We start from the raw sequence: 25490 nt of genomic DNA on the forward strand, positions 1-25490 counted from the left end.
AGATGTTGTGGGGATTGGAGAGGGGTGGCAACAGGGTTTTCGCGGGCCGGTGGATGGCGCTGCTTTGGCGGCGTTTCCGCGCTGGTTCTCTTTTGCAAGCCCCTGTCGGGGCGTTTCTTTTCGAGGCCGGGTTTCGGCCCGGCGGCCGACCTCCTTTTCTTTGATTCGTCAAAGAAAAGGAGGCAAAAGAAAGACGACCCGAATGTCCGCGACCCCTTCGCTTCGCTGCGGGGCAACCTGCGCCGTGGCGGTTGCGGGGTTCGCCGTGAAACTCACTTCGCGCTGCGCGCTACGTTCAAACAATCACGGCGAGTCAGATGACGAAGCAGTCCTGTCCTTCGGCAGGACTGCAACCCCGCAACCACCACGGCGCAGGCGCTGACATACGGGGAGTTGGCCCGGGCCTTCGCTGTGCTCGGCCTGGGGCTTCGGGGCATTTGCCGTCTTGAAAGCCTCTATCATTGCGGCGGCCCCCTGTTCAGGGGCTGGTGCGTAAGAACACCTGCGTGTAAAGCGGTGCGGCCTCCCCGTGAGCGAGGCCTTGTCACGTCTGAATTGTCGGATCGTGGGTGCATGCCCACGTCCCTGCGGTTACGGGCGGGATGGGGCTACCCGCAAGGGCGTCCGCACGGCTTTGCACGTGTTCTTAACATCCCGTCCACCTGTCTGTGCGTAAGAACACGGGCCGGTGGTTTTGTTCTCTCGCAAAGGAGTACGAAATCATGTACGGCATTTCCATTTCTGCCTTCCCCTCCTCCCATCAAGCGCCTCACTCTGGCGCGTCTGCCGTGGGAGGGGTTGCGCCATGAGTACCTCTTCCACAACCCTGACCCAGCCCACGCCGCAACAGTTGAGCCATGCCGTGACCGAGATCGGCCGGCTGACGCTGCAGGGCAGCAGCGAGGTGTACTCGCTGGGCCAGCTGGCGCTGGCCTGGCTGGAGCGGCCCGAGGGCCATCGCAATCTGGAGGTGGTGGCCAATGCGCTGCAGGCCATTTGCGGGGCCGCGCAGCGGATGGAGGAGCTGGTGGAGGACGAGGTGAGCTACGTGCATTGCCTGCAGGAGGATCCGGCGTATCTGCGGCGGATGGCTGCGGCTTCGGCGGCGTTTGAGCGCTGATTCTCTTTGCAAGCCCTGTCGGGCCTTCGCTTCGCCTGGCGTTTCAGCCCAGGACGTTCTTCAGCAGCGTCTTTTCCTGGTCCGTGAGGGCGGCGATGCATTCGTCGCCCAGGGCCTGCAGCAGCCGGGTGCTGTCGGCGTTGGCGATGTCCAGGCCCAGGCGCTTTTGCTGGGCTGGGGGCTGCGTGAAGTTCAGGCGCAGGTAGCTGCTGGTGCCCAGTTCCTGGCGGGCCGCCTTGACGGCCTGGACCTCCTGGGCGGCCATGACCAGGTCCAGCAGGGGCTTGACCAGGGTCAGCCCGCGCCGGGGCATGGCCACGGGGTCCTGGCCCTGCTGGGGGTTGGCGGTGCCTATGCTGATCATCACGATGTCGGCGGCCGGCCCCCAGAGCTGGCGGGCGGCTTGCAGGGCCAGCAGGTCGGGCGCGTTGGCGGCGAGTCCGCCGTCCACGAAGACATGGCCTGCTGCGGCGTGCGCGGGAAAGTAGGTGGGGGCGGCCGATGAGGCCAGCATGGCGTCCATCAGCGTCAGGCCAAGCCGGTCCCTGTCGGGCAGGGCGCCGCTGGCCAGCACGTGCAGCTGCGATGAATTCCAGTTCACGGCGGGCAGCAGCAGCGGCACCTGCAGTTGCCCCAGGGCGGACTGCTCCGCTTGCGGCATGGCCTCCTTGATCGCTGCGCGCAGCGGGGCGCTGTCATAGAGCGCCTTGCCCATGGCCTGGCGCAGGCCGGGCAGCCATTTGGAGGGAAAGATGGCGGGGCCGTGGTCCAGCAGCAGTTGCTTGATGCGCGCGGGCTGGCAGCCGCTGGCCAGGGCGGTGGCGATGATTGCGCCGATGGAGGTGCCGGCGAACAGGTCCACTTTCTCCAGCAGGTCGCCGTTGCCGAATTCGCGGTGGATGCGCTCCAGCACATGGGCGCTGAACAGGCCGCGATAGCCGCCGCCCGACAGGCTCAGGACGACCCGGCGCCTGCGCAGGCCCTGGCGCACCGCGCTGGACAGGGGCGGTACGTCGAAGTCCATCACAGCGCGTGCACGGCAACGCCCCGGGCGGCAGCCTGCGTCAGGTAGAGGTTGGCGGGTTCGGTGTAGCAGACCTTGAGCAGGTCGGCCGTGGCGATGAGCAGCCGCAGGTCCTGCGCCAGCGGCGCCGTGCCCTGCGGGCCCTGGCTGTCCAGCGGCGCGAAGTTGCGCCATTCGATGAAGCGCTCCAGCACCTTGTTGTCCACGCTGGTCAGCATGGAGGCGCCTTCGGCCCGCAGGTTGGCATACAGCGCGTCGAGCAGTGAGAACCATTCGTTGCGGTCACGCAGGTCATGGAATGCCTCGGCCACGGCCGCCTTGGCGATGGCCATGGACAGGTCGCTGACGATGCAGTCCAGCGGCCGGATGGTGGAGAACCATTGCAGGGTTGCGGGCTCCTGGTTCGCCATCCACAGCAGGCAGCGGGGGCCCAGCAGGTAGCGGCTCATGGCGCGCGCCGGGCGGGTACGTCGATATCGCCGCGCGCCCCGGACATCTGCGCAGCGGACAGATCCACGGCCTGGCGCGGCAGCGGCAGGGACCGGCAGATGTCGGCCACCGTGCGGGGGGCGCGCTCGTTGGCGGACAGGGCCACCATGTGCTCCTCGCTGACGATCACGTAGCGCTTGCGGCCCTGGGAGATGAGGGCCACCCCGTCGTGATCGGCCTGTTTGAGCACCGCGCCGTACTGCGCCTTGAAGACCGAGATCGGCATGGGCGTGGTGTTGCGCGGCATGGCCGATCCGACCTGGTGGCTCAGGTCCCGCAGGGCGCGGTTCAGCGGGTCGCGTTCGCCCTCGGGCAAGGCAGCGTCGGTGCGGGCGGAGAAATGGGACGGCATGATCGACCTTTCTGGTCAGGTTGTGCTGCCATTGTTGGTCAGGCTGACCAGGGTGTCAATTGTGGCCATGGCAGGCCCCTGCGGCGCCCCCGCAAGGCGCCGGCCCGCACTTGTACCCAGCCGCGTCTGCGCTACACTTGCCCGCTATGTTCATTCATCGCATGTTCATTGCAGGTTGTGGAGACCGGGGAGCCTGGCCCTGGCGCAAGCCTGTCCAACTGAACAGCTGAAGCACCCGGGGCGCGACCCGGCGTGCACCCGAGGCCCTACGGGCCAATCGAATGAATCGGCGCAATCCATACGCAGCCCGCACCCACACCAGGTCTGCCAGCGCCACGCAATCCGGAGCCTTCCCCCGTGATCACCGAACTCGAATTCAAGAGCCTTGCTGCGCAGGGCTACAACCGCATCCCTCTGATGGTCGAGGCGTTTGCGGACCTCGAAACCCCCCTGTCCCTCTACCTCAAGCTGGCCCATGCGGGCGGTGACGGCAAGCACAGCTTTTTGCTGGAGTCCGTGGTGGGCGGCGAGCGCTTCGGGCGCTACAGCTTCATCGGCCTGCCTGCACGCACGCTGCTGCGCGCCAGCGGCTTCGGCGAGGCGGCATGCACCGAGGTGGTGACCGATGGCCAGGTGGTGGAGACGGCCAAGGGCAATCCGCTGGATTTCATCGCTGCCTACCAAAAGCGCTTCAAGGTGGCGTTGCGCCCGGGGCTGCCGCGTTTTTGCGGCGGGCTGGCCGGCTATTTCGGCTACGACGCCGTGCGCTATATCGAGAAGAAGCTGGAAAATTCCTGCCCGCCCGATACGCTCAACTGCCCCGACATCCTGCTGCTGCAGTGCGAGGAGGTGGCGGTGATCGACAACCTGTCGGGCAAGCTGTACCTGATCGTCTATGCCAACCCCGGCGAGAGCGAGGCCTATACGCGCGCCAAGAAGCGGCTGCGGCAGTTGAAGGATTTGCTGCGCTACTCGGTCAGCGCGCCACAGATCAAGGCCGGCGAGAGCCACCCGGCCCAGCGCAGCTTTGCCAAGGAAGACTACCTGGCGGCCGTGGAGAAGGCCAAGGAGCTGATCGCCGCGGGCGACTTCATGCAGGTGCAGGTGGGCCAGCGCATCCACAAGCGCTTCACGGCCAGCCCCTTGAGCCTGTACCGCGCGCTGCGTTCGCTCAATCCCAGCCCCTACATGTACTACTACCACCTGGGCGATTTCCATGTGGTGGGCGCCAGCCCCGAGATCCTGGTGCGCCAGGAGAACACGGACGAGGGCCAGAAGGTCACCATCCGCCCGCTGGCCGGCACGCGTCCGCGCGGCGCCACACCCGAGGCCGACAAGGCCACCGAAAAGGAGCTGGTGGCCGACCCCAAGGAACGCGCCGAGCACGTGATGCTGATCGACCTGGCGCGCAACGACATCGGCCGCATCGCCAAGACGGGCAGCGTGAAGGTGACCGAGGCCTTTGCCGTGGAGCGCTACAGCCACGTGATGCACATCGTCAGCAACGTGGAGGGCATTCTGCGCGACGGCATGGACAACATGGACGTGTTCAAGGCCACCTTCCCGGCCGGCACGCTGACGGGCGCGCCCAAGGTGCATGCCATGGAGGTCATCGACCAGCTGGAGCCCACCAAGCGCGGCATCTACGGCGGCGCCTGCGGCTACCTGAGCTTTGCGGGCGACATGGACCTGGCCATTGCCATCCGCACGGGCGTGATCAAGGATGGCACGCTCTACGTGCAGGCGGCCGCCGGCGTGGTGGCCGATTCCGTGCCCGAGATGGAATGGAAAGAGACCGAGCACAAGGCGCGCGCACTGATGCGGGCGGCCGAGCTGGTGGAGGAAGGACTGGAATGAGCACGGACCGCGCCAAGCAGGCCATCGACCTGGTGCAGCACTGCACCGACATGCTGGATGTGCGCCGCAATGTGGATGCGCTGGACGATGTGCTGGTGCCGCTGCTGGTCACGCGCATGGGCTACATGCAGCAGGCCGCGCGCATCAAGGCCGATGCGGCCCAGGTGCGCGACGAGGGCCGCATCGAGGCCATCGTGCGCCGCGTGCGCGAGCGCACGGCCGCCGAGGGCGGCCAGCCCGACATGATGGAGGCGGTGTACCGCCACCTCATGGAGGAATGCATTGCCTACGAGCACCGCGAGTTCGCGCGGCTGCGCGAGGGCGGTGCGCAGGACGATCGTTCCTAGGGCCTGTTCACACTCATGCGGGGATCGCGTTGCCCGGCAGCCAGCGCAGCGCATGGCGCGCTGCCACCCATTCCTCGTTCGTGGGCTCCACGCCCACGGTGACGGCGCTGCCGGTGGCCGAGATCACGGTCGCATCGCGCGCATTGGCCTCGGCGTCCAGCCGCAGGCCCAGAAAACCCAGGCCCTCGCACACGCGCCGCCGTATCTCGGCGCTGTGCTCGCCCACGCCTGCGGTGAACACCAGCAGGTCCAGGCCGCCCAGCACGGCGACCAGGGCGCCGATCTCGCGCACGATGCGCCGCACGTACAGGGCCAGCGCATCGCGCGCACGCTCGGCCTGGGCATCGCCGCCTGACTCCAGCGGCAGCAGCACGCGCGGCTCGGACGAGGTGCCCGAGACGCCCAGCAGGCCGGACTCGTGGTACAGGATGCGGCCCACTTCCTGCAGGCTGAGCTTTTCGATTTCCATCAGGTAGATCACGGCGCCGGGGTCCAGCGCGCCGGTGCGCGTGCCCATCATCAGGCCGTCCAGCGCAGAGAAGCCCATGGTCGTGGCCACGCTTTGCAGGCCCTGCATGGCGCACAGGCTGGCGCCGCTGCCCAGGTGGGCCACCAGGGTGCGCCCGCGTGCCAGGTCGCCATGGCGCTCGGGCAGGGCGGTGGCCATGTATTCGTAGGACAGGCCGTGGAAGCCGTAGCGGCGCAGCCCGCGTTCCCAGGCCGCATGCGGCAGGGGCAGCAGTTGCTCGACCTTGGGCAGCGTGTGGTGGAAGGCGGTGTCGAAGCAGGCCACCTGCACCAGTTCGGGCCGCTCGCGCAGCAGGATGTCCATGGCCTCCAGCGCAAAGGGCTGGTGCAACGGCGCCAGCGGGATGAAGGCCTTGAGGTCGGCCAGCACGCCGGCATCGACGCGCACGGGCTCGAAGTAGCGGCTGCCGCCGTGCACCACGCGGTGGGCGACGGCGGCCACGCGGGCGCCGTCCAGCTGCGCCAGGCGCGCGGTGATGCGCTCGCGGATCAGCTGCAGCGCGGCGCGGTAGGGGTGGGCGGCATCCAGGGCAATGGCAAAGGGCGGCACGCCGCTCTCGCCGAAGTCGGGCGCGGGCCCGCCGATGCCCTGGACCTTGCCGTTCCACAGCGGCTTGCGCGGCAGCGGGCGCTGGGCACCGTCGAAGACGGCGAACTTGATGCTGGATGAGCCGCAGTTGAGCACCACGACCAGTTCGCGGGCGGGGGAGGATGCGGTGTGGGCAGGGATCATGGCGGCGAGTTCCGGTAGCGGTGGGCCAGCAGCAGGGCGATGGCGCAGGAGGCAATGCGCGAGGCGCGGCTGTCGGCGCGGCTGGTCAGGATCACGGGCACCTTGGCGCCCATGACGATGCCGGCGCTGGCCGCCTCGCCCATGTACATGAGCTGCTTGGCCAGCATGTTGCCGCTTTCCAGGTCGGGCACGACCAGGATGTCGGCCTGGCCCGCCACGGGCGAATCGATGCCCTTGGTGCGCGCGGCGGCCATGGACACGGCGTTGTCGAAGGCCAGCGGCCCGTCGAGCACGCCGCCTTCGATCTGGCCCCGGTCGGCCATCTTGCACAGCGCGGCGGCGTCCACCGTGGCCGGCATGTGCGGGCTCACGGTCTCCACGGCGGCCAGGATGGCGACCTTGGGCTCGGGCACGCCGATGGCATGGGCCAGGGCGATGGCGTTGCGCACGATGTCGGCCTTTTGCTGCAGGTCGGGCGCGAGGTTGATGGCCGCATCGGTGACGATGAAGGGGCGCGGGTAGTGCGGCGTCTGCAGCACGAAGCAGTGGCTGACGCGGCGCTTGGTGCGCAGGCCGGCGGCGGCGGCCACCACCTCGGCCATGAGTTCGTCCGTGTGCAGGCTGCCTTTCATGATGGCCTCGACCTCGCCGCAGGCGGCCAGCTCGGCGCCGCGCGTGGCGGCGGCGTGGCTGTGCGGCACGTCCTCGATGCGTAGGCCGCCCAGGTCCAGCCCATGCTCGGCCGCCACGGCCTCCAGCCGCGCGCGCGGGGCCACCAGAACGGGGTCGATCAGGCCTTCGCGGCGCGCGTCCAGCGCGGCCGAGAGGCTGGGCTCGTCGCAGGGATGGACCACGGCCACGCGGATGGGCGGCAGGCCGGCCACATGGGCCAGCAGGCGCTGCAGGCCGTCGCGTCCACCGGCTTCCAGCCGGATCTCGGGCAGGCTGGTGCGCTGGCGCTCGATGTGGCGCGCAGGCGCATGCACGGTGGCCTGGCCCTCGATCACGGCGGCGCCATGCTGGTTGGTGCAGGCCACGGCCAGCGTGACCTGGCGCTGCTCGGCCTGCTTGGCCAGCACCTCCACGCGCACGGTCAGCCGGTCGCCTGCGGCCAGCGGCGCCAGAAAGCGCAGCGTCTGGCCGACCAGGGTGGTGCCGGGGCCGGGCAGGCGCGTGCCCAGCACCGAGGCCAGCAGCATGCCGCCCCACATGCCGTGGGCGATCAGGGCGGTGTCGTCATCGTCGGCGCCGGCAACCGTGCCAGCACCGGCACCGGCACCAGTGCCGTCGGCCACGGCCGCGCCCGACAGGGCGGCGAACAGGCGCAGGTCCTGGGTGCTCAGCGTGCGTTCCAGGCTGGCGCTGTCGCCCACGTCCAGTTCGTCAAAGCTGTGGTTGCGCAGCAGGGCCAGGTCTTCGGGCGGCAGGGCCGCATAGGAATCGGGGGAGAGGTTCATCGCTTTTTCCGGGGGCTGGGGTGTGCGCGGCTGGCCTGGGCGCGTGCGGGGCGCTTGGCGGCAGGCGCGGAGTCGGGAACAGGTGCGGGCTCGGGTGCCGGTTCAGGAGCTGCAGCAGGAGCGGTCAGAGGCGCTACCGAAGGTGCCGTCAAAGGTGCGGGTTCAGGCTCGGCCACCGAGGCTGGCGCGATGGCCGGGTGCCGCTCGGCCTGCTCTTTCGCCTGCCTGGACTCGGCGGCCTCCAGCGCCTGCACGAAATGCCCCATGGCCTGCAGCAGGCGCTGGTGCTCGGCATCGCTGAGGTTGCCGCCCTGGTTGGCCAGTTCGTCCACCGTGGTCATGCCCCAGCGGATGTCGGCGGCGGGCGAGGCGGCCAGCAACCGGGGGATGGCGGCCATGGCGGCGTCGGGCTCGCGCTGCATCAGCAGGGCCTGGCGGCGCACGATGCGGCGGAACTGCGCCATGTCGGGCGGCACGCCGCCCAGGTGGTCCTGCAGCAGCCGCCAGGCGTGGCGGAAGTGGCGCTCATCGGCCTCGCCGCGTGCGCGCAGCACGTGGAACAGGGCGCGGATGACGGCCTCATACAGCCCGCCCTGGGCCACGCTTTCGTGCAGCCGCGCCAGCTCCTGGCGCATGTACTGGCAGTGCTCGGGCGATTCGCCGGGGTGCGGGCGCGGCGGGCCGTCGTCCTGCCGGCTCTGGCCGGCCAGGGCCTGGACCAGGGGCGAGCCATAGATGGCGTGGAACAGCCGCGCCTGCATGGCATCGCGCTGGTCCCGGTAGGTGTCGAGCAGATGCACCACGGCCTGCGACATGGCCTGCTGCGCCTTCAGGAAGGGGTTGTCGGGCTCGACGGGGTGGCGGTCCTCGCGCGCATGCTCGGCGGCCTGGGCCACGACGGGCGCCAGCGGGTGCGAGTCCGACCAGCACTCATAGCCCACGCGCAGCGGGTGCATGGCCTGCAGCCAGCGCGCAGACAGCGGCGTGGACAGCGCCTGCACCCAGGGCTGCACGGTGTTGCGGTACAGGGCCAGGTTGATTTCGGAGACGCGCGCGGCAGCGGCGAAATGGCGCTCGCTTTCGGGGTCTGGCCGGACGATGGCGCGCACCTCGGCCAGGTCGCTGCGGCGGATCTTCATCAGGTAGGCGTCGTCGGTCAGATCCTGTGCCGGCACACCGGCCGGGCGGTCGGCGATCTCGGCGCGGTAGATGCCGGCGGGCAGCAGGTCGATGATGTCGATGTGCGCCGCGAACTCGCGGTGCTCCTTGCGGCCCACGGCGCCCGAGACAAAGATGCCCAGGTGGCCGATGCTGTCATGCGTGGCGAAGACGATGGTCTGGTCGTGGGCGGCGATGTCCTCGTCGTCGCGGTACAGGTCGGTGATCCAGCCCAGGGCCTGGCCCGGTGGCGTGATGTTGTCGCCATGCGAGCAGAACACCACGATGGGCGAGCGGATGTTGCGCAGGTCGATGCGCACGCCGTCCGAGGTCGTCAGCTCGGCCGTGGCCAGCCGGTTGCCGATGAACAGGTTGTCCACGATGTACTGCATCTCGCGGCCTTCCAGGAAGACATAGCCGCCCCAGTACTTCTCGAAGCCCAGATAGCGCGGCCCCTCGGTGTCCACGTCGGCATAGACCTGGTACTGCTTTTCCCACAGCGTGTTGGCGGGGTTGAGGTTCTCGAAGTTCTGCACCAGCCATGCGCCGTCGAAGCGGCCCGCGCCCAGGTCGCTGGTCAGCGCCGTCATCCAGCTGCCGCCCATGAGGCCGCCGCCGTAGCGCATGGGGTTGTCGCCGGCCCAGTACGACAGCGGCGCGCCGGCCACGATGATGGGGCCGAACAGCTCGGGCCAGACGGCGGCCGTCATGAGGATCTGCCAGCCGGCCTGGCAGTTGCCGATGACGGCGGGCTTGCCCCGGCTCTCGGGGTGCAGCTCGGCGACCTTGCGCACGAATTGGGCCTCGGCGCGCATCACGTCCTCGACGGTCTGGCCGGGCACGGGGTCGGGCAGGAAGCCAACGAAGTAGCAGGGATGGCCGGCCTTGAGCGCGGCGCCGATCTCGCTGTCGGGCTTGAAGCCGCCGATGCCGGGGCCGTGGCCCGCGCGCGGATCGACGACGATGAAGGGGCGCTTGGCCGGGTCGATGACCGTGCCCTCCATGGGCGCGATGCGTGCCAGGCCGTAGTTGACGGGGCGCGGCAGGTCCAGGCCCGACATCACGATCTCTGCCCGGAAGCTCAGCACATTGGGCACTTCCTCGGCCAGATGCTCGCGGTACTGGTTGCCACGCTGGCGCCGGATGTCGGCATACAGCAGCGAGCGCTGCCAGGCATCGGTGGCGTATTGCGCGGCTGCCTGCGACAGCTTCATCGGATCGCCCCACATCCCTCCCACGTCCACGGTGCCGTGGCTCTGCAGGTTCTCGTTCATCTGGCCCACTCCTTTACCGGCATGTCATGCCCTGCTCGTAGATTGCGTGTGATTGCTTGTGGCTGGGTGCGGATGGCCGCCCCGCGCCCATGCGGCCCCGAACCTGCGGGACCGCGTGGCGGCTTCCTTGGGGCCCGTCAGCCCTGGGCTGTGGTGTCGCGGGCCGTTTCGGCGGCGGCTGCCGCAATGGGCTGCTGCGCCGCATGGGCGGGCTGGGCCACGGACTGCACGGCCGAGGTCCAGCGGGCGAGCAGGTCGCTCCACGGCACGGCGGTGTCGGCTGCGCCCTGGGTGCTGTTGCCCAGCGTGGCTGCTACCTGTTGCTGCCAGTCGTGCACGGCCTGCTGCACGCCCTGGGCCAGGGTCATCTGGCTGGCCATGGCGGTCTGGGCCAGGGCCTGGGCATGGCCCATGCGCAGGTGGGCGTGGCGCCAGAAGGCCTGGGCGGGCAGGGTGGCCAGCTCCTGCCAGCTGCTGGTCTGCTGCACGCCCTCGATCTCGCTGCCGGTCTCGGCGATGCGCTCGGGGCCGTTGCGTGCGGCATGCTCCAGCCACTGTTGGCCGCTTTCCTGCAGCAGCCGGCTCAGGTGCAGCTGCAGTTCAAGCTGTGCCTTGAGCAGATGGAGGGGAATGGTCTGTGCGCTCATATGAAACTCCTTGCTGGTTGAGATGGAAAGATGCCTTGGCGGCGGGAACGAAATCAGGCCATCTGGCTGATGGTCTTGCGAAAACGGGTGAGCGTGAGGGCGAACAGCACGGAGCCGATCGCGGCCAGCGCGAGGAAGGGCTTCCAGACCACGTCCAGCCCCGCTCCGCGGTAGAGGATGGCCTGCGACAGCTCGACAAAGTGGGTGGTCGGCGCGGCCAGCATGATGTTCTGCACCAGCTCGGGCATGCTTTCGCGCGGCGTCATGGCGCCCGACAGCAGCTGCAGCGGCAGCAGCACGAGCACCAGCAGCATGCCGAACTGTGGCATGTTGCGCGCCAGCGTGGCAAGGAAGATCCCCAGCGACGTTGTGGCGAACAGGCACAGCGCGGCCCCCGCCAGGAACAGCGGCAGCGAGCCTTCGATGGGAACGCCCAGGGCGCCGCGCACCACGAGGTTGAGCGAGGCAAAGGCGGTGACCAGCACGACCAGTCCCATGGACCATATCTTGGCCAGCATGATCTCGGTCGGTGTCACCGGCATGACCAGCAGGTGCTCCACCGTGCCGTGCTCGCGCTCGCGGATCAGGGCCGCGCCCGTGAGGATGATGGACAGCATGGTCACGTTGTTGATGATCTGCATCAGCCCGCCGAACCAGACCTTGTCCAGCGCCGGATTGAAGCGCGCGCGCACCACCAGGTCCACGGGCAGGGCAGTGGCGCCCCGAAAGCGCCACACGAACTCGCTGACCTCGGCCGTGACGATCTGCTGCACATAGCTGTTGCCCGTGAAGGCCTGGCTCATGCGCGTGGCGTCCACGTTCAGCTGCAGCTCGGGGGCGCGGCCCGCCAGCACGTCGCGCTGGAAGTTGGGCGGGATGTTGAGCACGAAGGTGTAGGTGCCCGAGTCCATGCCCGGGTCCATCTGCGTGCGGTCGATCATGGCCGGCGGCGCGAACTGCGGCGGATAGAAGGCGCCCGCGATGCGCTGCGACAGCGGCGAGCCGTCCTCGTCCACGATGGCGATGGGCGCGTTGTGCAGGCTCTCGGGCATGGCCGTGGCCGCCGTGTAGATGGAGACCGTGAACACATAGGCGATGAGCACCAGCAGCACGGGGTCGCGCCACAGGCTCCACAGCTCCTTGACGCCCAGCCGGTAGATGTTGGAGAAAAGGCGGGTGCGCATGTCAGCTCTCCTGCTTTCTGGTCAGTGCAATGGCCAGGCCCAGGATCACCGGCACGGACAGCAGCAGCGGCCCGAACGAGCCGGCCAGCTCCCGAAATCCCAGCGCCTTGCTGAACACGCCGCGGCTGATGGCGATCATGTGGCTGGCCGGATAGACCTCGCCGATGATGCGGCCCGCCCCCTCCAGCGAGGACACGGGATCGACCAGGCCCGCGAACTGCGTGGTGGGGATCAGCGTGCCGATCAGCACCAGGAACATCGAGGCGATCTGGCTGCGCGTCAGCGTGGAGGCCAGCAGGCCGAAGCCCGTGGAGGCGCCACTGAAGATCAGCGCCGCCAGGGCCAGCGTGGCAAAGCTGCCCGTCACGGGTACGCCGAACAGGGTGACGGCCATCAGGCACATCAGCAGGAAGTTCAGCATGGCCAGCACCACATAGGGCAGTTGCTTGCCCAGCAGGAATTCGGTGCGCGTGACCGGCGTGACGTAGAGGTTGGTGATGGAGCCGCTTTCCTTCTCGCGCACCACGGCCAGCGCCGTCAGCATGGCCGGCAAAAGCAGCAGCAGCAGGGGCATGACGGCCGGCACCATGGCCGGCAGGCTGCGCACGTCGGGGTTGTAGCGAAAGCGCGTCTGGATGTCGATCAGGCCGGCCGGCGCCATACCCAGGCGCTCGCGCGCCTGCTCGGTCAGCCAGTGCTGGTGGATGCCCTGCAGGTAGCCGCGCACGGTCTCGGCGCGCGTGGGCATGGCGCCGTCGAACCAGGCGCCCACCTGCACGGAGCCGCCGCGCAGCACATCGCGCGCAAAGCCCGGGGGGATCTCGATGGCCAGGGTCAGCTCGCCGCTGCGCATGCGGCGGTCCAGTGCGTCGTAGTCGGTCAGCGGCGGCTGCTCGATGAAGTAGCGCGAGCCCGACAGGCTCATCGCATAGCTGCGGCTGATGGTGGTCTGGTCGCGGTCCAGCACGGCAAAGCGCAGGTCCTCCACGTCCAGGCTGATGCCGTAGCCCATCACGAACATCAGGATCAGCGAGCCCACCAGGGCCAGCGTGGCGCGCACCGGGTCACGCTGCAGCTCCAGCGCTTCGCGCCAGACATAGCTGAGCATGCGCTGGGCGCTGAAATGGCGGCGGCGCGCAGCGTGCGTTTCCACGGCAGCGGGGGCGGCAGGCGCGGCCGGTTCCTCGGCGGCCGGCGCCTCGCCGCCACCGGCCTCGACCAGGTAGCCGATGAAGGCTTCCTCCAGCGTGGCCGCGCCGCGCTTGGCCACCAGGCGCGCGGGCGTGTCGCTGTCCAGCACCTTGCCCGCATGCATCATGGACATGCGGTCGCAGCGCTCGGCCTCGTTCATGAAGTGGGTGGAGATGAAGATGGTCACGCGGTCGCGCCGCGACAGCTCCACCAGCAGGCGCCAGAAGCCGTCGCGCGCCACGGGGTCCACGCCCGAGGTGGGCTCGTCCAGGATGAGCAGCTCGGGCTTGTGCACCATGGCCACGGCCAGCGACAGGCGCTGGCGCATGCCCAGCGGCAGGGCGGCCGGCAGGCTGTGCTGCGCGGCCTGCAGGTCAAAGCGCTGCAGCATCTCGGCCACGCGCGCGGGAATGTCCGCCTCGGGCACGCCGAACAGGCGCGCGTGCAGCACCAGGTTCTGGTGCACGGTCAGCTCGCCGTACAGCGAGAACGCCTGGGTCATGTAGCCCACGCGGCGGCGCGTGTCGATGTCGCGCGGGTCCACGGGCTGGCCGAACAGCCAGGCCTGGCCCTCGCTGGCCGGCAGCAGGCCGGTCAGCATCTTCATGGTGGTGCTCTTGCCGCAGCCATTGGAGCCCAGGAAGCCGAAGATCTCGCCGCGGCGGATGCGGAAGGACACATGGTCCACGGCGACGAAGTCGCCAAATCGCATGGTCAGGTCCCTGGCCTCGATGGCGATGTCGTCCTCGCCGCCCTCGGGCAGGGGGGCGATGGTGACGGGCGCATGGCCGCGCTTTTTCTCTTCGGGCAGCAGGGCGATGAAGGCCTCTTCCAGCGAGCGGCTGTCCGTGCGCTGCAGCAGCTCGGCCGGCGTGCCCGTGGCCAGCACGCGGCCCTCGTCCATGGCCACCAGCCAGTCGAAGCGCTGGGCCTCGTCCATGTAGGCCGTGGCCACCAGCACGCTCATGCCGGGGCGCTGGCGGCGGATGCGCGCGATCAGGTCCCAGAACTGGGCGCGCGCCAGCGGGTCCACGCCCGTGGTGGGCTCGTCCAGGATCAGCAGGTCGGGGTCGTGGATCAGCGCGCAGCACAGGCCCAGCTTCTGCTTCATGCCGCCCGACAGCTTGCCGGCCGGGCGCTCCAGGAATTTGCGCAGGCCCGTGGCCTGGGTGAGGTCGTCGATGCGCCGGCGCCGCTCGGCCGCGTCATGGCCGAACAGGCGCGCGAAGAACTGCAGGTTCTCCTCCACCGACAGCGTGGGATAGAGGTTGCGCCCCAGGCCCTGCGGCATGTAGGCCACGCGCGGGCAGACGGCCTCGCGGTGCCGGCGCTGGGCCATGTCGCCGCCCAGCACCTCGACACTGCCTTCCTGGATCTTGCGCGCCCCGGAGATCAGCGCCATGAGGCTGGACTTGCCCACGCCGTCCGGCCCGATCAGGCCGACCATGCGGCCTTCGGGAATGTCCAGGTCGATGCCCGCCAGGGCCTCGACCTGGCCATAGCGCTGGTGCACGCCCTTCAGGCGCACGACCCAGCCGCTGGCATGGGGCGTCGTGCTCTCGCTCATTGCGCGGGCTGGGCTGGCAGCTTGATGGCCAGGTTGGCGGGCCACTCATGGCTGGCATCGGTGCGCAGCCAGGCCATGCCGGGCACGCCGGTCTTGACTTGTTCCAGATGGCGGCGCAGCAGCTCCGGCGGGATCTGGGCGCGCACGCGGAACATCAGCTTCTGGCGCTCGCTGGCGGTCTCCACGGTCTTGGGCGTGAACTGGGCCTGGCTGGCGACGAAGGAGACGCGGGCCGGGATCACGTACTCGGGCGCGGCGTCCAGCACCAGGCGCACCTCGCTGCCCAGGGCAATGCGGCCGGCGGCGGTCTCGGGCACGAAGAAGGTCATGTAGACATCGGACAGGTCCAGCAGGTTGAGCACGCGCCCGCCTGCGCCCAGCACTTCGCCGGGCTGGGCCACGCGCAGCTGCACGCGGCCGTCGCGCGGGGCCTTGAGCACGCCGTCGTCGATGTCGGCCTGCACGCGCGCCACCGTGGCCGTGGCCGCCTGCACCTGGGAGCGCACGCCGACCACCTGGGCCTCGGCCGCCTTCACGGCGGCCTGGGCGGCGGCGGCCTGTGCGCGCGTGGCGGCCAGCGCCGCCTCGCTGCCGCGCACGCGGGCGCGGTCGTCATCGAGTTCCTGCACCGAAGAGGCGCCCTCGCGCGCCAGCGTTTCCGAGCGCTTGAAGCGGCGCTGCGCGGCGTCCACCTCGGTCTCGCGCTGCACGATCAGGGCCTGGGCGGCGGCCAGGTCGCTGCGGCGCAGGGTGACCTGGGCCTCGGCGGCGGCCACGCTGTGCTCGGCCTGCTGGCGCATGGCGTCGGCTTCCTGGCGCTGGGCGCGCAGGGTGTCGATCTGCATGCGCGCCACGGGCTGGCCGGCCTGCACGAAGTCGCCCTCGCGCACCAGGATTTCCTCCACGCGGCCGGGCAGCTTGGTGGAGATGTCGATCTCGGTGGCCTCGACACGGCCGTTGCTGCCGACGAAGCCCTCGCCCGGGCCCTTGGGCGTGAAGGTCTTCCAGGCCCACCAGGCCACGAGGGCCAGGACCGCCACGGCGGCGATCGGCACGATCTTGTTCTTCAGAGAGGTGTTCTTGTCCATGGGCGGGTCCGGAGGCTTCAGGAATTCGGGGGATCGGCAGGCGTGGCCGGCAGGGTGGCGGGCAGCGCGGCAGGTTCCGCGCCGCTGCCGCCGCCCAGGGCGGCATACAGGCCCACCTGGCTGGACAGCAGGGCGCGCCGCGCCTGCACCAGTTGCTGGCGTGCGGCCAGCAGGTCGCGCTGGGCGTCCAGCACCTCCAGGTAGGCGGCCGAGCCGTTGTCGTAGCGCAGCTGCGCCAGCCGCGCGCGCTCGGCCTGGGCCTGCACGGCGGTGCGCTGCACGGTGATCTGCTCGGACAGCCAGCGGCGTGCAGCCAGGCCATCGGCCACCTCGCGGAAGGCGGTCTGGATGGCTTTCTCGTACTGGGCCACGGCCATGTCGCTGCGGATTTCGCCCAGCTCCAGGTTGGCGCGGCGCCGGCCGCCGTCGAAGATGGGCAGGGACACCGTGGGCACGAAGGCCCAGGCGCGGCTGCCGCCGTCGAACAGGCCGTCGAGTTCGGCGCTGGCCGTGCCCCAGCGGGCCGTGAGCGCAATGCGCGGGAAGAAGGCGGCGCGCGCCGCGCCGATCTGTGCCCGGGCCGCGCGCAGCTGGTGCTCGGCGGCGGCAATGTCGGGCCGCGCCGTGAGCAGTTCCGAGGGCAGGCCCGGCCGCAGCTCGGCCAGCACCAGGGCGTCGTCAAAGGGGGCGGCGGCGGGCAGCGGGCCCGGGTGGGCGCCGACCAGCTGCGCCAGTGCGTGCAGCTGCTGCGCGCGTGCCAGCTCCAGCTGGGCCAGCAGGGCCTGGGCCTGGGTCAGCAGGGTCTGGACCTGGGCCAGCTGCAGGCGCGAGCTGGCGCCCACGGCCTCGCGGTGCGTGAAGATGCGAAAGGATTCCTGGCGCGTGGCCAGCGTCTCGCGCGCAATGGCCACGCGCTCGTCCAGCTCGCGCAGGCCCAGGTAGCCATCGGCCACCTGGGCGATCAGCGCGGTCTGCACGGCGTGGCGGCCCGCATCGCTGGCCAGCCAGGTCTGCAGGGCCGCGTCCTTGAGGCTGCGCACGCGGCCCCACAGGTCCAGCTCCCAGCTGCTGAAGCCGACCTCGGCGCGGTACTCGCCGCTGACCACGGAGCGGCCCGAGAGGTTGAGGTCGCCAGGCACGCGCGCCCGCGCGGCCTGGCCGCCCACGCCAATGGCCGGGAACAGCTCGGAGCGCTGGATCTGGAAGGCCGCGCGCGCCTCTTCGGCGCGCAGCGCAGCCACGCGCAGGTCGCGGTTGTGCTCCAGCGCGGTGGCGATCAGCTGGCGCAGCACGGGGTCGGTGAAGTAGTCGCGCCAGGGCAGGCCGGCGGCGGCGACACCCTGGGCGCCCGCCTGCAGATGGGCAGGCCAGGCCTCGGGCGTGGGCAGGGGCGGCGGCTCGTGCGGCGGCGCCAGGGAGGCACATCCCGCCAGTGCGGCGGCCAGTGCGGCGGCCAGCGCGGCGGCGGCGGTTCGGGGGAATGGGAGGGTCATCTGCAGTGCTGCGGGGTGCCGGTGCGGCAGCCGCTAGTTGAGGATGTGGTGGCCGCCATCGACATACAGCGTGCAGCCCGTGATGGCGCGCGCCCCGTCCGAGGCCAGGAAGGCGCACAGCGGCCCCACGTCGTCGGGCCGCAGCTCGCCGGCAATGGGCGAGCGGCGCACGCTGTCGGCCACGAGTTCATCGAAAGCGGCAATGCCCGAGGCCGCGCGCGTGGCGATGGGCCCGGGCGAGACGGCATTGACGCGGATGCGCGAGGGGCCGAGCTCGGCCGCCAGGTAGCGCGTGGTGGACTCCAGCGCGGCCTTGACCGGGCCCATGATTCCGTAGTGCGGCATGACCTCGCTGGCGCCCAGGTAGCTCAGCGTCATGAGGCTGCCGCCGCTGGCGGCCATCAGCGGCTCGGCCAGGTGCGCCATGCGGATGAAGGAGTGGCAGGAGATGTCCATGGCCAGCGCAAAGCCCTCGCGGGAGCTGTCCACCACACGGCCCTGCAGGTCCTTGCGCGGGGCGTAGGCCACGGCGTGCAGCACGAAGTCCAGCCGGCCCCAGCGCACGGCGGCGGCATCGAACAGTGCGCGCATCTGCTCGTCGTCGCCCACGTCCAGCGGCATGCGCAGCTCGGCACCGATCTCGTCGAGCAGGGGCTCCACATGCACACGGGCCTTGTCGTTCTGCCAGGTCGCGCCGATCTCGGCGCCCGCCGCATGCATGGCCCGGGCACAGGCCCAGGCAATGCTGTCGCGGTTGGCGATGCCGACGATCAGGCCTTTTTTGCCAGCCAATAGCGTCATCTCGAATGCTCCAGATCAGAAGGTCTGCCGGGAAACAGGCCGCCTTGGGGCGGCTTCGTCAGGAATCACGGGGCATGGCGCGGCATTGCCGACATATGCGCCACGGCGAATGTTTGTATTTCCTGTGACTACGAAGCTTTTGATAGCTTGTTTTGATGCATGCAAATCAAAGGTTTGCATGCCAATATCGTCTCCTGGTCTTTTTCATTCTATCTATGTTGCACTGCAGCGACCGATTTTGGCGATGCCGTTTCGTTATATCGATGCAGTTCACTCCATAGGCTTGACTCAGGTCAAAGAGGGCGGCCTCACTGAGAGGATGTCGCTTGCCGCCGGTCGCTGCGTCCAGTAGACCAATGGCGTCTTTTTTGCGCCAACAGCCGAACATTCCCTGTATTGGCCGGATTTCAATGAATACAAGGTTTTCACACCATATTGGTGCACGGGGGGTAAAGAAAATCGGAAATCTGCCGATGGTCCATGAACAGAGAAAATCCCCTGCCTGCAAAGGCCTGGGCCGCCACATTCAGTCAGGTCAAGACCGAAGGAAGACGATCAATCCATGACCAGCATTTCATCCACCGGCGCCAGCTTTGCCGCCAGCGCAGCGGGCATGCGGCCCACGGTGTCCGTGAGGTCGTCAGCGACCACGGCAGCTGCTGCACCCGCCGACCCGGGCACGCAGGTCACGCTGGGCCAGTCCGCAGGGTCCAGCGTCATCTATGCCAAACCGCAGCCCGTGGAACTGGGCCAGTTCAGGCTGACCCGGGCCTGGGCCTCGCAAGACAGGGACGACATCAGCACCCTGATGGCGCGCAACCTGGGCCTGGGCCCGTCGGCCAGCCTGGCCGACCGCTGGCGCGGCCTGGGCGGCGCCCTGCTGTCGCGCTTTGCGGCCACGCCGTCGGACTACCAGCAGACGGTGGCGGAGTACCAGGCGCCCACGGCGGCCGACTCCGTCGCAGGCAGCGCGGATGCGCAGGCCCTGGACAAGTCCGCACTGAGCGATGTGTCCGTGGGCGCTGCCACCGTGAGCCTGAAGATCCGCACGCAATCGGGCCAGACCGTGGAGCTGCGGATTGCCACGAACGACGGCAGCGAAGCGGGCAGCAGCAGCGGGCTGCGGGTCGAGGTCAAGAGTTCCGGCACCTTGAGCAAGGCCGAGAGCGCGGCCATTGCCCAGCTGGCCGACGGGCTGGACGAAGCGCTGGAAGGCCTGGGAAAGCCGGGCAAGCCCCAGCTGGAACTGGGCAAGCTGATGGACTTCGACCGCAGCGTGCTGTCCGGCCTGGACCTGGACATCAAGAACCCCAAGCCTTCGCAGCCCCTGTCCTCGTTCAGCCTGCATGTGGGCGCCGATGGCCGATCGGTGGCGATGAAGGGCGCGGCGGGCGAGCTGGCCGTCAACCTGGAGTCCGATGCCCCCGTGGGCGCCAGCGCTTCGCAGCGCCAGGCGGCGCTGGACCAGCATCTGAAGCGCTTTGATGCCGCCGCGCAGCGCGGCCGTGCGGATGCGGCGCTGGTGGACATGTTCAAGAGTGCCTTCAGTCAGTTGCACAACGCGCAGGCGCCGGCCGCGCCGGGCGCCATCGTCGCGCTCTCCGGGCTGGAGCGTTCCGTGCAGTCCCTGCAAAGCGGCCTGGCCGATTTCCAGGCCAGCTTCAGCGGTGATTTCGAGAACACCAATGAATTCGGCGCCGTGACCGAAATCGGCCACGCCGAATACCAGGTGGGCCAGAAGACCACCCGGCAGTCCCGCGGCAGGGAGGGCGAGTCGATCGCCCAGGTGGTGACCGAGTCCCTGAACGCCGAATCCAAAAAGGCGCGCAACCGCAGCATGCTGGATTTGCAGTCGGGCAACTATGACCTGACCAAGGTGCAGGACAGCCGCACCATCACCACGCTGATCGAGACAGCCGGCAAGCAGGTCACCGGCGCGCTGCGCAAGACGCAAGAGCGCCAGATGCAGACGTGGGACCAGCTGGTGGAGCACCGCACCCAGCAGCACCGCGAAACGCCCGGTGGGCGCAGCTTCACTGAGCAACTCGCGCTGAGGTAGTCGCGCTGAGATAGTCGCGTTGAGGTAGTCGCGGCGCGGGCCGGGCCGCGTGTCGTCGTTGTGTCACAAAACTTCCGTATAAGAAGTTTTTTTGAACAAAACATGACAACGGCCCGCGCGTTCATGACCGAATTTCATCTTGCCGTCATCCAGGGCGGAGCCTCTCAATGAACGCGCGCCGTGCTTTGGCGGCGGGGCTGGCGGCGCTGCTGCTGGCGGCCGTGGGCGGCGGCGTCTGGTACTCGCGCACGGCCCTGGTGCAGGACCGCCAGGCGCAGCTGACGCAGCAGCAGTCCGTGACGGCACGCGGCCTGATCGGCTCCGAGAAGGAAGCCTTCTTCCAGGACGAGCGCGTGCGCGACGTGCTGGCGCGCCACGGCGTGACGGTGACGGTGCAAAAGGCCGGCTCGCGCAGCATTGCCAACAGCTACGACCCCAAGCAGTACGACTTCGGCTTTCCCTCGGGGGCGCCGGCTGCGGCCCAGCTCAAGGCGGCGGCCAGGGCCGGCACGGTCTACACGCCGTTCTACACGCCCATCGTGTTCGCCAGCTGGCGGCCCATTGCCGAGATCCTGATCGCCAACGGCGTTGCGCAAAAGCAGGGTGACTTCTTTTACGTGACCGATCTTCCCTCCCTGCTGGCCATGGCCGGCAAGGGCACGCGCTGGCGTGACCTGAAGGCCTCCGGCGCCTTTGCCACTGGCAAGGCCGTGCTGCCCGCCAGCACCGATGTGCGCAGCTCCAACAGCGCGGCCATGTACCTGGCGCTGGCCAGCTATGTGCTCAACGGCCAGCAGGTGGTGCAAAGCCCGGCCGACCTGGAGCGCGTGATGCCCCAGGTGGCGCCGCTGTTTTTGCGCCAGGGCTTCCAGGAAAGCTCGTCGGCCGGGCCGTTCGAGGACTACCTGGCCCTGGGCATGGGCAAGGCGCCGCTGCTGGTGGCCTATGAATCGCAGCTGGTGGAGTTCCTGCTGCGCCACCCGCAGCGCAGGAGCGGCGAGATGGTGATGCTCTACCCGCAGCCCACGCTGTATTCCAAGCATGTGCTCGTGCCCTACACGCCTGCGGGCGACCGCGTGGGCCAGCTGCTCGAATCCGATCCGCAACTGCGCGCATTGGCGCAGGAATACGGCTTTCGCACCGGCGGCGACACGCACGGGCCCGAGCGCTGGGCCGGGCAGGGCGTGCAGGCGCCCGCGCAGCTGGTGGAGGTGATCGATCCGCCCAGCCAGGAGTGGCTGGAGCGAATGATCGTGGACATGGAGCAGCGCTTCAAATGACCGAACGTTCCAGGAGCAACCGATGAGCAACACCCCCCAGACCACCACTGCCAGCGCCGCCGTGGCCGTGCCTGCACAGGAGCAGGATTTCGTGCTGGAGCCGCCTGCGCCCGCCCTGCCCGTGCCCATCGAGTCGGCCAGCGGCAAGGTCCGCCTCAAGGCCGAGGAAGTGCAGCAGCTGGACGCACAGGTGGCGCAGTTCATCGACGACATCACCGCCAACGACAGCCAGTCGCCCGCCTTCAAGGGCGCGGTCGAGCGCATCCACGGCATGGGCAACAAGGAGGTGCAGGCCGCTGCCGCCGTCTCCAACCGCATGCTGGAGCGCCCCGTCAAGACGCTGAACAACGGCCTGTTCGACCAGGGCAGCCAGATCGGCCAGGGCCTGATCGACCTGCGCCGCCAGGTGGAGGCGCTGGACCCCTCGCGCCAGGACGACCTGTTCAAGCCGCGCAAGCTGCTGGGCCTGATCCCCATGGGCAACAGGCTGGTGGACTACTTCGACAAGTTCCAGTCCAGCCAGAGCCACCTGAACGCCATCATCGACAGCCTCAAGCGCGGCAAGGACGAGCTGCTGCGCGACAACGCCGCCATCGAGCAGGAAAAGGCCAACCTGTGGGGCCTGATGGAGCGGCTGGAGAAATACATCCACATCGGCAAGAAGCTGGACGCGGCGCTGGAGGCCAAGGCGGCGCAGCTGGACGCCAGCGACCCGGAAAAGGCGCGCGTGGTGCGCGAGGACATGCTGTTCTACGCACGCCAGAAGGTCACCGACCTGCTCACCCAGATGGCGGTGAACGTGCAGGGCTACCTGGCGCTGGACCTGGTGCGCAAGAACAACCTCGAACTGGCTAAGGGCGTGGACCGCGCGACCACCACCACGGTTTCTGCCCTGCGCACGGCCGTCATCGTGGCGCAGGCGCTGGCCAACCAGAAGCTGGTGCTGGACCAGATCACGGCGCTGAACACCACCACGGGCAACCTGATCGCCGGCACCAGCGAGCTGCTGCGCGAGCAAAGCGGCAAGATCCACGAGCAGGCGGCCGGCAGCACCATCGACATCGCCAGGCTGCAGCAGGCCTTCGGCAACATCTACCAGACCATGGACGCCATGGCCGACTTCAAGGTCAAGGCCCTGGCCTCCATGCAGACCACGGTGGACACGCTGTCGCAGGAGGTGGACAAGTCCCGCGCCTATCTGGAAAAGAGCCGCCGCGAGGACGTGCGCGAGGCGCTGCAGGCGCCTGCCGGCGAGGTGGTGCTGTGAGCATGTTCCGGCGCCTGGCGGCCTGGTGGCTGCTGGGCCTGGCGCTGGCCCTGGCCGGCTGCGGCAAGTCGCCCGAGCCCGCGCCGCAGGCCGCCGCCAAGTCCGATCCGCCCGCCGGTCCCCAGGGTGCATTCACCGTGCTGGCCGGCTCCGAACTCAAGGACGTGGCGCCCGCGCTGGAGCAGGCCGCCACGGCGGCGGGCGTGCTGCTCAAGCTCAGCTATGCGGGCACGCTGGAGATGGTCGAGCGCATCAATGCGGGCGAGCAGTACGACGCCATCCTGCCGCCCAATGGCGCCTATCCCGCGCTGGCGCTGGCGAACAAGCCGCTGGCGCGTGAAAAGCTTTTCTACTCGCGCGTGGCCCTGGGCGTGAAGGCCCCCGTGCTGCAAAAGCTGGGCTGGGACAAGGCCCCGCCCACCTGGGCCGACATCGCACGCGCTGCCGCCCAGGGCCGGCTGCGCTACGGCATGACCAATCCGGCCAGCTCCAACACCGGCATGAGCGCGCTGTTCGCTGTGGCCTCGGCCGTGGCCGGCAAGACCGAGGACCTGGACGCCAGGGAGGTCAATGCCAAGGTGCTCAAGGACTTCCTGTCGGGCCACAAGCTCACCGCCGGCAGCTCCGGCTGGCTGGCCGAGGCCTTCGAGCGCGAGCCCGGCGCCGTCGATGCGCTGGTCAACTACGAGGCCGTGATCCTGCGCCTGAACGAGAAGCTGCCCGCCGCCGACCGGCTCACCCTGGTCTACCCGCGCGACGGCGTGATCTCGGCCGACTATCCGCTGATGCTGCTCAACGCCGGCCGCCGCGCCGACTATGACAAGCTGGTCGCCCAGTTCAAGGCCCCCGCCTTCCAGGGCCAGCCGCTGCGCCAGGCCCAGCTGCGCCCCGCCAGCCCCGAGGCACAGGCCAGCCCGGCCCTGCCCACGGCGCCCGTGGTGGAGCTGAGCTTTCCGAACCGGCTGGAGGTGATCGATGCCGTGCTCTCGGCTTACCAGAGCGATCTGCGCCGCCCGGCCACCAGCATCTTCGTGCTGGACGTGAGCGGCTCCATGAAGGGTGCGCGGCTGGCGCAGATGAAGGAGGCGCTGAAGCTGCTGTCCGGCGCCGAGGCATCGGCCGCCAGCCAGCGCTATGCCGCCTTCCAGGCGCGCGAACGCGTGCTGCTGATTCCGTTCTCGGGCCTGGTCGGCCAGCCCGCGCGCGTGCAGTTCGCGGCGGGCGACCTGCAGGCCGCAAGCGCCCAGGTGCTGGCCTATGCCGACAGCCTGGTGGCCGACGGCGGCACGGCCATCTACGACGCGCTCACGCTGGCCCAGCAGCAGGCACGCCAGGAACTGCGGGCCGATCCCGAGCGCTTCGTCAGCATCGTGCTGCTGACCGATGGCGCCAACACGGCCGGCCGCGACTGGCCCGCGTTCGAGCGCGAGCAGCGCATGGCGCGCGACGGCGGCGCGCCGCTGGTGCGCGTCTTTCCCATCATCTTTGGCGAGGCGCAGTCCGGCGAAATGCAGGCCCTGGCCGCGCTGACGGGCGGGCGCGCCTTCGATGCGCGCAACACCGGCAAGAGCGGACTGCCGCTGGTGTTCAAGGAAATCCGGGGCTACCAGTGACAGCGCCGCCAGCGATCGGACCCGCCTGATGCGCCGCCTGCAGCTTTTCTTCTACGGCAATGGCAACCTCGCCGGCTTGGCGCTGGCCCTGCTGGGGCCGGTGCTGCTGTTTGCCGGCGTGATCGGCGCCGGCTGGGGCTGGATCACCCTGGGCCTGTACGTCGCGGGCCTGCTGCTGGGCTGGGCCCTGCAGCCCGCGGGCGCCAGCTTCGAGCGGGCGCTGCAGCAGCACTGGAGCGCCGAGGACATCCGCGAACGCATCGACGAGCTGGTGCAAAAGGCCCGCCCGATGCTCACGCCCGAGATGCAAAAGCACCTGGACAGCGTGCGCGGCTCGGTGCACGAGGTGCTGCCCTCGCTGGCCGAGGCCGGCCCGGTCTTCAACGACGGCCTGTTCACCGTGCGCGAGACGGTGCTGCAGTACCTGCCCGCCACGCTGTCGCACTATGCGGCGCTGCCGCCGCTGTTCCGTGTCACTCAGCCCGTGCAGGACGGCAAGACGCCCAGGCAATTGCTGACCGAGCAGCTGGCGCTGCTGGCCGGGCAGATGCAGCAGGTGGTGGCGCATGTGGCGGCGAGCGATGCGCAGGCGCTGCTGGCCAACGGGCGCTTTTTGAAGCAGAAGTTCGACCAGCCGGATTTCTTGAAATAGAGCACCCCCTGAGCGGCTGCGCCGCTTCCCCCTCTCGAGGGGGACGACACCTTCGGTGCGGGGCGGCGCGGCCGGCACAGGCCCTTCCTCGGTGTCCCTGAGTTGGGCAGCGCGTGTTCATGGATTGGGGCTGTGTTAGCATGCTTCGCCATGCAGCCTGCTGCATTCCCGTCTTCCAGACACTTGAACTCTCGATCCAAGACAGCCATGAACGGTACGCCCGTTTCTATCATCGTTGCACAGTGGTGGCGCTTCCAATAAGGAAGCGGCACGTCGTTGCGGTTGCGTACCGCGCCTTGCCGCCGTGAC

The 25490-nt window shown here is 69.2% G+C and carries 21 protein-coding genes; 8 read left to right on the plus strand and 13 right to left on the minus strand.

Features of this window, described 5'->3' with window-relative positions:
• Nucleotides 1-805: 805 nt before the first annotated feature.
• Nucleotides 806-1120 carry a hypothetical protein gene (locus LGR64_RS21455; RefSeq protein ID WP_099734956.1) on the plus strand — a complete coding sequence of 105 codons (315 nt, stop codon included), beginning with the start codon at nucleotides 806-808 and terminating at the stop codon, nucleotides 1118-1120.
• Between the two features lie 43 nt (nucleotides 1121-1163).
• Here LGR64_RS21455 and LGR64_RS21460 read toward each other — a convergent pair whose 3' ends face one another.
• From LGR64_RS21460 to LGR64_RS21470, 3 genes are read right to left on the minus strand one after another with little or no spacing between them, the layout of a single operon-like run.
• Nucleotides 1164-2144: a CBASS cGAMP-activated phospholipase gene (locus LGR64_RS21460; RefSeq protein WP_230356926.1), complete on the minus strand. Its 981-nt coding sequence runs from the start codon at nucleotides 2142-2144 to the stop codon at nucleotides 1164-1166.
• The gene (locus tag LGR64_RS21465) at nucleotides 2144-2593 is read right to left on the minus strand and encodes a hypothetical protein (RefSeq protein WP_016449524.1); all 450 of its coding nucleotides are present in this window, start codon (nucleotides 2591-2593) and stop codon (nucleotides 2144-2146) included. Before LGR64_RS21465 ends, LGR64_RS21460 begins: the two co-directional genes overlap by 1 nt.
• Entirely contained in the window at nucleotides 2590-2985 is a 396-nt protein-coding gene (locus tag LGR64_RS21470) for a hypothetical protein (RefSeq protein WP_013804688.1), read from the minus strand. Before LGR64_RS21470 ends, LGR64_RS21465 begins: the two co-directional genes overlap by 4 nt.
• 357 nt (nucleotides 2986-3342) lie before the next feature.
• Between LGR64_RS21470 and trpE the strand changes: the two genes are divergently transcribed.
• Both trpE and LGR64_RS21480 read left to right on the plus strand, forming a co-directional pair.
• Entirely contained in the window at nucleotides 3343-4842 is a 1500-nt protein-coding gene (gene trpE / locus LGR64_RS21475; protein ID WP_230356928.1) for an anthranilate synthase component I, read from the plus strand.
• The gene (locus LGR64_RS21480) at nucleotides 4839-5189 is read left to right on the plus strand and encodes a chorismate mutase (RefSeq protein ID WP_016449526.1); all 351 of its coding nucleotides are present in this window, start codon (nucleotides 4839-4841) and stop codon (nucleotides 5187-5189) included. Before trpE ends, LGR64_RS21480 begins: the two co-directional genes overlap by 4 nt.
• Nucleotides 5190-5202: 13 nt before the next feature.
• On the opposite strand, the gene LGR64_RS21485 is transcribed toward LGR64_RS21480, so the two are convergent.
• The 10 genes from LGR64_RS21485 to LGR64_RS21530 all read right to left on the minus strand — a co-directional run bounded on the left by LGR64_RS21485 (nucleotide 5203) and on the right by LGR64_RS21530 (nucleotide 18490).
• The gene (locus tag LGR64_RS21485) at nucleotides 5203-6450 is read right to left on the minus strand and encodes an acetate/propionate family kinase (protein ID WP_207442999.1); all 1248 of its coding nucleotides are present in this window, start codon (nucleotides 6448-6450) and stop codon (nucleotides 5203-5205) included.
• Complete coding sequence (locus LGR64_RS21490; RefSeq protein WP_230356930.1) at nucleotides 6447-7907, minus strand: bifunctional enoyl-CoA hydratase/phosphate acetyltransferase; 1461 nt, start codon at nucleotides 7905-7907, stop codon at nucleotides 6447-6449. Before LGR64_RS21490 ends, LGR64_RS21485 begins: the two co-directional genes overlap by 4 nt.
• Complete coding sequence (locus tag LGR64_RS21495) at nucleotides 7904-10339, minus strand: DUF3141 domain-containing protein (RefSeq protein ID WP_230356932.1); 2436 nt, start codon at nucleotides 10337-10339, stop codon at nucleotides 7904-7906. The genes LGR64_RS21490 and LGR64_RS21495 overlap by 4 nt, the downstream gene beginning before the upstream one ends.
• A 137-nt stretch (nucleotides 10340-10476) precedes the next feature.
• The gene (locus tag LGR64_RS21500) at nucleotides 10477-10986 is read right to left on the minus strand and encodes a hypothetical protein (protein WP_034389636.1); all 510 of its coding nucleotides are present in this window, start codon (nucleotides 10984-10986) and stop codon (nucleotides 10477-10479) included.
• 53 nt (nucleotides 10987-11039) lie between these two features.
• On the minus strand, nucleotides 11040-12170 hold the full coding sequence (locus LGR64_RS21505; RefSeq protein ID WP_230356935.1) for an ABC transporter permease: 1131 nt from the start codon (nucleotides 12168-12170) through the stop codon (nucleotides 11040-11042).
• A gap of 1 nt (nucleotide 12171) precedes the next feature.
• Entirely contained in the window at nucleotides 12172-14928 is a 2757-nt protein-coding gene (rbbA, locus tag LGR64_RS21510) for a ribosome-associated ATPase/putative transporter RbbA (protein WP_230356937.1), read from the minus strand.
• Complete coding sequence (locus LGR64_RS21515) at nucleotides 14925-16016, minus strand: HlyD family secretion protein (RefSeq protein WP_012202692.1); 1092 nt, start codon at nucleotides 16014-16016, stop codon at nucleotides 14925-14927. The genes rbbA and LGR64_RS21515 overlap by 4 nt, the downstream gene beginning before the upstream one ends.
• Nucleotides 16017-16033: 17 nt before the next feature.
• Complete coding sequence (locus tag LGR64_RS21520; protein WP_230356939.1) at nucleotides 16034-17509, minus strand: efflux transporter outer membrane subunit; 1476 nt, start codon at nucleotides 17507-17509, stop codon at nucleotides 16034-16036.
• A 33-nt stretch (nucleotides 17510-17542) separates the two neighbouring features.
• On the minus strand, nucleotides 17543-18310 hold the full coding sequence (gene fabI, locus LGR64_RS21525) for an enoyl-ACP reductase FabI (RefSeq protein WP_012202694.1): 768 nt from the start codon (nucleotides 18308-18310) through the stop codon (nucleotides 17543-17545).
• Between the two features lie 15 nt (nucleotides 18311-18325).
• Nucleotides 18326-18490, minus strand: coding sequence for a hypothetical protein (locus tag LGR64_RS21530; RefSeq protein ID WP_155294163.1), 165 nt, complete (start codon nucleotides 18488-18490; stop codon nucleotides 18326-18328).
• Between the two features lie 382 nt (nucleotides 18491-18872).
• On the opposite strand from LGR64_RS21530, the gene LGR64_RS21535 reads away from it, so the two are divergent.
• From LGR64_RS21535 to LGR64_RS21555, 5 genes are all read left to right on the plus strand, one after another.
• A complete protein-coding gene (locus tag LGR64_RS21535) occupies nucleotides 18873-20369 on the plus strand; it encodes a hypothetical protein (protein ID WP_141830957.1) in 1497 nt (498 codons plus the stop codon).
• Nucleotides 20370-20536: 167 nt separating this feature from the next.
• Nucleotides 20537-21649: a hypothetical protein gene (locus LGR64_RS21540; RefSeq protein WP_141830955.1), complete on the plus strand. Its 1113-nt coding sequence runs from the start codon at nucleotides 20537-20539 to the stop codon at nucleotides 21647-21649.
• Nucleotides 21650-21671: 22 nt separating this feature from the next.
• On the plus strand, nucleotides 21672-22916 hold the full coding sequence (locus tag LGR64_RS21545) for a toxic anion resistance protein (protein ID WP_047328002.1): 1245 nt from the start codon (nucleotides 21672-21674) through the stop codon (nucleotides 22914-22916).
• 2 nt (nucleotides 22917-22918) lie between these two features.
• Entirely contained in the window at nucleotides 22919-24529 is a 1611-nt protein-coding gene (locus tag LGR64_RS21550; protein ID WP_230356940.1) for a vWA domain-containing protein, read from the plus strand.
• Nucleotides 24530-24557: 28 nt separating this feature from the next.
• Nucleotides 24558-25181, plus strand: a complete 624-nt coding sequence (locus LGR64_RS21555; protein WP_034366387.1) for a hypothetical protein — start codon at nucleotides 24558-24560, stop codon at nucleotides 25179-25181.
• Nucleotides 25182-25490 lie beyond the last annotated feature (309 nt).

Origin of the sequence: Delftia sp. Lp-1, from assembly GCF_020523835.1 — a bacterium.
Classification (GTDB): Bacteria; Pseudomonadota; Gammaproteobacteria; order Burkholderiales; family Burkholderiaceae_C; genus Comamonas; species Comamonas acidovorans.